2 pseudogenes are annotated in these 492 nt (G+C 49.2%); both read left to right on the forward strand.

Features of this window, described 5'->3' with window-relative positions:
* A pseudogene (locus cpu_RS13470) lies at nt 1-132 on the forward strand (IS21 family transposase); the annotation flags it as partial.
* Nucleotides 129-492 (forward strand): annotated as a pseudogene (gene istB, locus cpu_RS09950) (IS21-like element ISChy4 family helper ATPase IstB); the annotation flags it as partial. The pseudogenes cpu_RS13470 and istB, both read left to right, overlap by 4 nt.

The following is a 492-nucleotide window of genomic DNA, read 5'->3' on the forward strand; positions in this document are numbered from 1 at the left end:
CAGTACAAGGGTCTAAAAGAAGCCGAGGGCATGTTTTATCCCAGGCCGAGGGCGATCAAGTTATCTTCCCTGGAAGTTGAGAAGCGTCCTCTGGGGGTTTACGAAAGCCTCCTGGAGGTGGGCACAGTATGATAGACCTTGAAAAAGCTCGTTCCCACCTTGAAGAACTTGGGCTTTTAAGCGCAGCAGCTTTTCTTGACGCCCTCCTTGAAAGGGCCCAGCGGGAAAATAGCACATATCTTGATTTCTTAAATGATCTGCTTGAAACTGAACTTGCCGAAAGGCAAAGGCGAAATGTCGAGGTAAGGTCAAAACTCGCCCGGCTTCCGTATAAAAAGACCCTGAAGGAATTTGACTTTACCTTCCAGCCCAGTATCGATGAAAAACTGATAAAAGAGCTTGCCACAATGGCCTTTGTCCACCGGGCAGAAAACGTAATATTCCTTGGGCCGCCTGGAGTAGGGAAGACGCACCTTGCCGTAGCCCTTGCTA

It is taken from the genome of Carboxydothermus pertinax (assembly GCF_001950255.1).
Lineage (GTDB): Bacteria > Bacillota > Z-2901 > Carboxydothermales > Carboxydothermaceae > Carboxydothermus > Carboxydothermus pertinax.